Source organism: Xylanibacillus composti (assembly GCF_018403685.1).
Taxonomy (GTDB): Bacteria; Bacillota; Bacilli; order Paenibacillales; family K13; genus Xylanibacillus; species Xylanibacillus composti.
Map to the genome: position 1 here is coordinate 1 of NZ_BOVK01000103.1, position 7,124 is coordinate 7,124.

The following is a 7,124-nucleotide window of genomic DNA, read 5'->3' on the forward strand; positions in this document are numbered from 1 at the left end:
GCTATTTCGAGGCCTCTTTTTAGACGGCCTCGATCCACACTGAAAGTGACATTTTCTTAGAAAAGTTAAGGTGACATTTTCACAGACTATTGACACACGCGATCGCTTGTCCCTTAAGTCAGGTCCGCACGAATCCAGCTAGGGAGTTTGCGAAGCATCCGACTCGAATGAGTGAAGCGAATCGCTTGCCACCGTTCGCTTTCAGCTGTCGTAGTGGCAGCTAGTCGGACATATTGGGGCGTGTACAACAATCTTACCATTGCAGCAAGGCCGATAAGCAAGGTTAGACCGGGCATGCCTGACTTGAGCTATAAGGAACGCCATGAGGGACGTGCCTATTTCATCTGGACCGTTAGGCCCTCTGCCTACTTGTACGATTTTTCACACAAAATCAGTCTAATATGGTATAATCAACTGCTTTTGAACGATATTTCGAACAAAGATGAGACGCTTCCTGGTACGGATGTTTCATTTGTATGACTTTTCGTACAAAATCTCCAAACCGCTGTGTCCAGCTAGCCATTTTGTACGATTCTTCGTACAAGTTTCGCCTGTTCACACACAGATACTCCAAAAAAACGCTGACAGAGCATCAGACGCCCGTTTCGTTAATACGGCGCATCTCCACACACGGTCCGCACTTCACCCCTGCTCCTGCTGGCTCCCGGCAGACTCATCCGATGGCCTATCCAGCTTTCGGATCACCTGCAGCGGGTTGCCTGCCGCAAACGTATACGGCTCTACATCCTTATGTACGACGGAGCCAGCCCCAATGACCGCATGATCCCCGATTGTCACGCCCGGCAAGATTGTCGTATTGGCGCCGATCATCACATGCGAGCCGATATGGACTTCGCCCAGGCGATATTCCTTCGTCAAGTATTCATGCGCCAATATGGTTGAGTTGTATCCAATTATCGTATTCTCGCCAATATGGATTTTTTCCGGAAAAAATACATCCACCATCACCATCAGGGCGAAGGCGGATTCCTTCCCGACTTCCATGCCGAGCAAGCGGCGATAAATCCAGTTTTTCACTGGCAGCGACGGGCAGTAGCGTGCCGCTTGAATGCAGATAAAGTTTTTGACGCCCTTCCACTTGCTCACAGTACGGTAAATTTGCCACAACGCGTTCGGCCCTTCTACCGGATAGCGTTCCGTTCTGCGCAACCCGACTCCCTCTTTCCTTAAGATTGCCCGTTCCTCTCAGTATCCAGCACGCATGTATAAAGCTCGCGCATGTCATTAATCAGGAAATCGGCTCCAGCTGCCCGCAACACTTCTGTTCCTTTCAAGGACCAGCCTACGCCAATCGCTTGTACCCCAGCTAGCTTGGCAGCTTCCACATCGTATGGACTATCGCCAACCATCCATGTTTGGCCCGCCTCCGCGTCCAAGGCCTGCATCGCCTTCTGAACCGCTTCCGGATGCGGCTTCGGCATGACCACGTCCTCGACTGTCACAATCGCTTCCATGAACTCATACAGCCCGCAATGACGCAACCCGCGTTCTGTCGTCATGCGCACCTTCGAGGTCACGACTCCGAGCCGTACGCCTTCCCGCTTCAGCCTGTCCAATACTTCACGGGTATGCGGAAAGGCTGTGACCAGTTCGTCATGGCGGCTTACATTATACGTGCGGTAGGCCTGACGCAAATCATCGACCTCTTCGGCCTCCGTTCGCCCGGAAAAAAAGCGGAGCTGCGCATCAAGCGGCCTGCCCATCTGCTGAATGAGCGCCTCCCTGGCAATCTCCTTGGACATATGCTCGCGAAATACATGCTGGAACGACTCAATGATAAGTTCGTTCGTATCCAAAATCGTGCCGTCCAGATCAAATAACACGGTTCTGCCCATGGCTGCAAATCCTTTCTGGCTGTCTTTTCTTTTTTTACTAGCTGCATCTCGGCCTGCATTAGCTTGAAATATAGCCTTCCTTCTGAATCGGATCCACGTAACGCTGATGGGCCAAACCCAACATGCGCCGCGTCACGACCAGAACAATGGCGGCCAAGATGATCAAGACACCGATCAGCTGCGCAGCGCGGATATTCGCGTCGCCAGGAATGGCTCCCGCCTCCCCGAAAATCCAGGACATCGGAGCCCACATGCCGTTCAGCATCGCCTCCAGCCAACCTGGACCGTTGAACGCCAAGCTATCTGTACGAAGTCCCTCCACGAAGAAGCGGCCGATGGAATACCAGACGAAATAGGTCATGAACAATTCGCCCGCACGCATAAAACGCTGTCTGCGCAGCACGAACAGCAAGAGGATCCCCGCGATATTCCATAAAGATTCATATAAGAAGGTAGGGTGATAGGTAACACCATTGATGTTCATATGATTGACGATGAAATTGGGGATGTGCAGCGTATCCCGCAAAAATGATGGATCGACTGGCCCCCCGTGCGCTTCCTGATTCATGAAATTGCCCCATCTGCCAATAATTTGGCCGGCAATGAGCGACGGTGCACAAATGTCCGCAATTCGCCAGAAATTGTAGCCCTTGCGCCGCGTGTACCAAATGGCGGCCAATACCGCTCCAATCAAGGCGCCGTGAATCGCAATGCCGCCTTCCCGAATCGCGAAGATACTCAGCCAGTTGTCTCTGTACTCGTCCCAAGTGAAGATCACGTAATAAAGTCTGGCCCCTACAATAGCCGAAGGGACGCCAATCAACAGCAAGTCCATAAAGAAATCAGAAGGGATGCCAAAGCGCTTGCCTTCCCGAATGGCGAGCAGCAGCCCCACAAGCGCACCCGATCCCAGTATAATCCCATACCAATAAATTGGCAGAGGGCCTAAATAAAACGCCACATTATCCAGCAAAAACATAAACACGCCCCTCTTTTTTCTCGATTAGTCGGAATCATCCATGTCGTCGCCGATGGTTTCCGTCAATCGATTGGTAAACTGCTGTGCAGCATTGTATCCCATGCGCTTCAGCCTAAAATTCATGGCCGCTACTTCAATAATGACCGCCAGGTTCCGGCCCGGCCGCACCGGAATGGTCACGAGCGGCAAATCCGTTTCGATAATGCGTGTCGTTTCCTCATCCAGTCCGAGCCTGTCATATTGTTTGTCCTGCTGCCATGTCTCCAGCTTGCAGACCAGCGTGATTTTCTTTTCGTTGCGTACAGCGCCTGCCCCGAATAAAGTCATGACATTAATAATGCCTACCCCGCGAATTTCCAACAGGTGCCGAATCAGCTCCGGCGCGTTGCCATACAAGACATTGTCCGTCGTTTGGCGAATCTCTACGGCGTCATCCGCGATCAAGCGATGTCCCCGCTTCACCAGCTCCAGGGCGGTTTCGCTCTTGCCAATCCCGCTGCTGCCGGTAATCAGCATGCCTACGCCATACACATCCACAAGAACACCGTGAATGGTTGTCGTTGGCGCCAGCATCGTCTCCAGATAGCCAGTAAGCCGGCTGGCCAGAATCGTGGTCGAAACCGAACTGCGCAGCACCGGCACGCCCCGTTCTTCCGAAATCTCCGCTAACTCATCGGGCACGTTTAGTCCGCGCGAAACAACTATGCAAGGAGTGACATCCGCACACAAGCGGCTCATTCGGTCCTTGCGGTCCTTTTCCGATAATTGTTCAAAAAAAGTTAATTCGGTTTTCCCGAGTATTTGAATCCGTTCCTTCGGATGATAGGCGAAGTACCCCGCCATCTCCAAGCCCGGCCGATATAAATCCGCGACTGTGATTTTGCGCTTCACTCCCTCATCCCCGCTAACCACTTCCAGGCTGAATTTGCGAACCAAATCTGCCACTTTCACTTTTTTCGGCATATTACGCTGCTCCTTTTGACCGTCGTTCTGCCGTCATCGCGGCTTAATTTCTTCCATCGTAATGGAATTATCGTGCAAAATCAAATAAAGATTATGTGGGCAAACCCTGCAAGCCGCACGAATTTCCCTGCTAATTGCCAGCTTTGCCTTGGCTACCCTTGTCTGCTTCGATTACGCAATTGCTTATGACCAGACTCCTTCGTCATTCCCAATTCCGAACGTTCCCGCACCGATCATTCACAAAAAAAAGAGGCCAGCCTAAGCCAGCCCCTTTCTCAACCTTGTTCTTAACCGAAGAACAAGTTTCTTTCTGTTTCTTTATCAAATACATGTGCTTTGTTCATATCGAAAGCAAGCTTGATGTTTGCGCCTTCCTTCACGCCGGCACGACCATCGATCCGTGCAATGATGGAGGATTCGCCAAGACCTGCCAAGTACAGGTACATTTCATGACCCAGGTTCTCGGCAACTTCAATGTGCGCGTTGACAATGCTGTTCGGCGATGCTTCCAGGAATACAGGCTCCTGGTGGATGTCCTCCGGACGAATGCCAAAGATGACGTCCTTGCCGGCATAGCCCATCTCGCGAAGTGTCTTCGCCTTGCCTTCTGGAATGACTACGTCTACATTCTTCGTTTGGAAGCGGAGCTCGCCGTTAGCGTCTACCAGCTTGCCGTTCATGAAGTTCATGGCCGGAGAACCGATGAATCCAGCTACGAACACGTTCACCGGACGGTTGTATACTTCTTCCGGAGAAGCTGCCTGCTGAACAATACCATCGCTCATGATGACAATCCGGTCACCCATCGTCATGGCCTCTGTCTGGTCATGCGTTACGTATACAACTGTAGTTTCCAGACGCTTCGCCAGCTTGCTGATTTCCGCGCGCATCTGTACGCGCAGCTTCGCATCCAAGTTGGAGAGCGGTTCGTCCATCAGGAACACTTGCGGTTCGCGGACAATCGCACGACCGAGGGCAACACGCTGACGCTGACCGCCGGACAGGGCCTTCGGCTTACGATCCAGCAAATGCTCGATATCGAGAATTTTCGCTGCTTCACGGACACGCTTTTCGATTTCGTCTTTCTTGAACTTGCGCAGCTTCAAACCAAAAGCCATGTTTTGGTATACGTTCATGTGCGGATAAAGGGCATACGATTGGAAAACCATCGCGATGTCGCGGTCTTTCGGCGCCACATCATTCACAAGACGGTCGCCGATGTACAGATTGCCTTCTGTAATTTCCTCCAGACCAGCAATCATCCGAAGTGTCGTCGATTTACCGCAGCCGGAAGGACCGACCAATACGAGAAATTCCTTGTCTTGAATATCTAGGTTAAAGTCTTTAACGGACGGTTCTTCTACTCCCGGGTAACGTTTGTAAATGTGCTCTAGGCGCAAACCTGCCATGGATAGTTCCCCCTTCAGTTTTGTTACCCTTATCTTATCGCAGTACACGCCTGATGACTATGCACAATCCTTACAAAAAAATCACTTTCTTTTCGTCACTTTGTACAATAGCAACGCCGTCTTCACGAGCATAGCATCGCTGAAATTTCTGACATCCAGTCCCGTCTCCTGCTTGAACTTATCCAAGCGGTACAGCAGTGTATTGCGGTGAATATACAGCCGCTTCGCTGTTTCGCTGACGTTGCAGTCCATTTCGAAAAACAGCTCCAGCGTACCCAGCATTTCACTGTCCATCTGATGCTCAAACCCTCTGAGCACTTGCTCGTAAAATGTACGTTTTTCCGCGGCGGGGACGCCATTCAGCAGTTTCTCCATGTGGAGCTTCCAAGGCAAGTGTACGTTACGTGTCATATGATACGTTCTGCCCAGCGTAATAGCCTCGCGCAGCAGCAGCTGTACAGCAGGCAATGTTTTGGCAGGAACAATAGGATGATGGACAGAGATATGCGATTCGCCCACCCACTCGCCAACCATTTCGTGCAAGCCCAGTGCCAGATCCGTCAGCAGCTGTTCTGCGGCATTCTCTTCGCTCTGCTGTTCCTCTTCTCCATCTGTCAGGACGGCATTGTCCGCCAGAATCAACCATTCCTTCTCCTGCAGCGGAACCAGGATCACATCGCTTTCGAAATACGTCTCCAAGAGCTTTTTCCACTCTCGATAATCCGCATCGTCCGCCGACTCGCCCACCAGCAGGAACGGAACCTTCTCGTTGTACATCGATGGATACACCTGAAGCGGTTCGGGCAGCTCGTAAGACTGGCCCGTGACAGCATGATCCTGCAGCCATTCGCTAATCATGCCGGCAAAACGCTCATCCTCTGGAAGCACAGCCGCAGGGGACGGGCTCTTGTCCATGTACTGTTCCGCAAGCAGCATCACCAATTGGCGCTCAGCTGGCGTGAGCAGCGTGTCATCCAGGCTAAGGACATGGACCGTCTGCTTCTCTTCGCCCAACTTCATGTAGAGTCGATCCCGCACCGAAATGCTCGATCTGTCAGCCTGAACGACGGATACTTGCTGGATCGCTGGTTCCGCTTCTGCTGCTGGCCTGCGCTTGAGCGGCTTATCCGGCTTGACGCGCTTCGCCATGGCGCTCTCTGACTCGAGGTCAGCTTCTGAATGCGCTAACAAATTTGCGTCCATTTGCCCCGCCGCCAACTGGCTCGTCTCCAGCTGTCCGCTCCCCGAATGGCCGTTTCCAACCAGAGCCTGCCATTCTGACTCCTTGATCTCAGCAACGTCCACCTGTGTTTGCAGAATTTGACTCAGCTTTCGTGCCAGATCCAGCATGGCCTTTCGCTCCATTGTCGCACTCCCCCTAGCTCTATCTAATTCCTCATTGTAGCACATCTGCCCGTAAGTCATGCTATACCGCAACGGTTTTTTTCGGAACGGGCACGTTCTATTTTGGGGAGACAGACTTATGGCTTGTGGGAGTAGATGGGGGACACGTGCGTACAGGCGGGCAAAGCCGCCCTTAGTACGCGATGGGGAAGCGCTGTCTTGGAGCAGGAGACGCCACACCCGCGCACGCGATGAATCCAACCGGGTATAGCTTAAGACGGGTAAGCGTCGGTATGCATGTGATGGCAACGCTTGAGATTGAGCAGCTTAGGCTGGGGTGATCGAGGCATCCGATGCACAATAGGCACTCTTACGGAACGGACAGCCGCTATTTGCCTATTTGAGGGCAGGTTCTCGCTCTAACGGAACGGACGGACCTTATTGCTGAGAAACCTGGGCTAATTGGCCTCCGTTGGGCCAAATAGCGTCTATGAGTTCCGTTAGAACTTTTTTGACGGGTATTTGGGCCGAATAACGTCTCCTGGTTCCGTTACCGGTCAGACCCCCTAATTC

At 52.2% G+C, this 7,124-nt stretch carries 6 protein-coding genes; all 6 read right to left on the reverse strand.

Features of this window, described 5'->3' with window-relative positions:
* Positions 1-642 precede the first annotated feature (642 nt).
* Entirely contained in the window at positions 643-1,170 is a 528-nt protein-coding gene (locus tag XYCOK13_RS21555) for an acyltransferase (RefSeq protein WP_213414318.1), read from the reverse strand.
* Positions 1,171-1,187: 17 nt separating this feature from the next.
* Positions 1,188-1,856, reverse strand: a complete 669-nt coding sequence (gene ppaX, locus XYCOK13_RS21560) for a pyrophosphatase PpaX (protein ID WP_213414319.1) — start codon at positions 1,854-1,856, stop codon at positions 1,188-1,190.
* Between the two features lie 58 nt (positions 1,857-1,914).
* Positions 1,915-2,835, reverse strand: a complete 921-nt coding sequence (gene lgt / locus XYCOK13_RS21565) for a prolipoprotein diacylglyceryl transferase (protein WP_213414320.1) — start codon at positions 2,833-2,835, stop codon at positions 1,915-1,917.
* 24 nt (positions 2,836-2,859) lie between these two features.
* Positions 2,860-3,798 carry an HPr(Ser) kinase/phosphatase gene (gene hprK, locus XYCOK13_RS21570; protein ID WP_213414321.1) on the reverse strand — a complete coding sequence of 313 codons (939 nt, stop codon included), beginning with the start codon at positions 3,796-3,798 and terminating at the stop codon, positions 2,860-2,862.
* 287 nt (positions 3,799-4,085) lie between these two features.
* A complete protein-coding gene (locus tag XYCOK13_RS21575; RefSeq protein WP_213414322.1) occupies positions 4,086-5,207 on the reverse strand; it encodes an ABC transporter ATP-binding protein in 1,122 nt (373 codons plus the stop codon).
* 81 nt (positions 5,208-5,288) lie between these two features.
* Positions 5,289-6,572 (reverse strand): PucR family transcriptional regulator, encoded by a 1,284-nt coding sequence (locus XYCOK13_RS21580; protein ID WP_244865304.1) that lies wholly within the window; start codon positions 6,570-6,572, stop codon positions 5,289-5,291.
* Positions 6,573-7,124: the final 552 nt, after the last annotated feature.

What these genes read in the sequence shown, in the direction of transcription:
- ppaX (WP_213414319.1), bottom strand. Translation starts at nt 1,856, where the DNA reads ATGGGCAGAACCGTGTTATTTGATCTGGACGGCACGATTTTGGATACG.
- lgt (WP_213414320.1), bottom strand. Translation starts at nt 2,835, where the DNA reads ATGTTTTTGCTGGATAATGTGGCGTTTTATTTAGGCCCTCTGCCAATT.
- hprK (WP_213414321.1), bottom strand. Translation starts at nt 3,798, where the DNA reads ATGCCGAAAAAAGTGAAAGTGGCAGATTTGGTTCGCAAATTCAGCCTG.
- XYCOK13_RS21575 (WP_213414322.1), bottom strand. Translation starts at nt 5,207, where the DNA reads ATGGCAGGTTTGCGCCTAGAGCACATTTACAAACGTTACCCGGGAGTA.
- XYCOK13_RS21580 (WP_244865304.1), bottom strand. Translation starts at nt 6,572, where the DNA reads ATGGAGCGAAAGGCCATGCTGGATCTGGCACGAAAGCTGAGTCAAATT.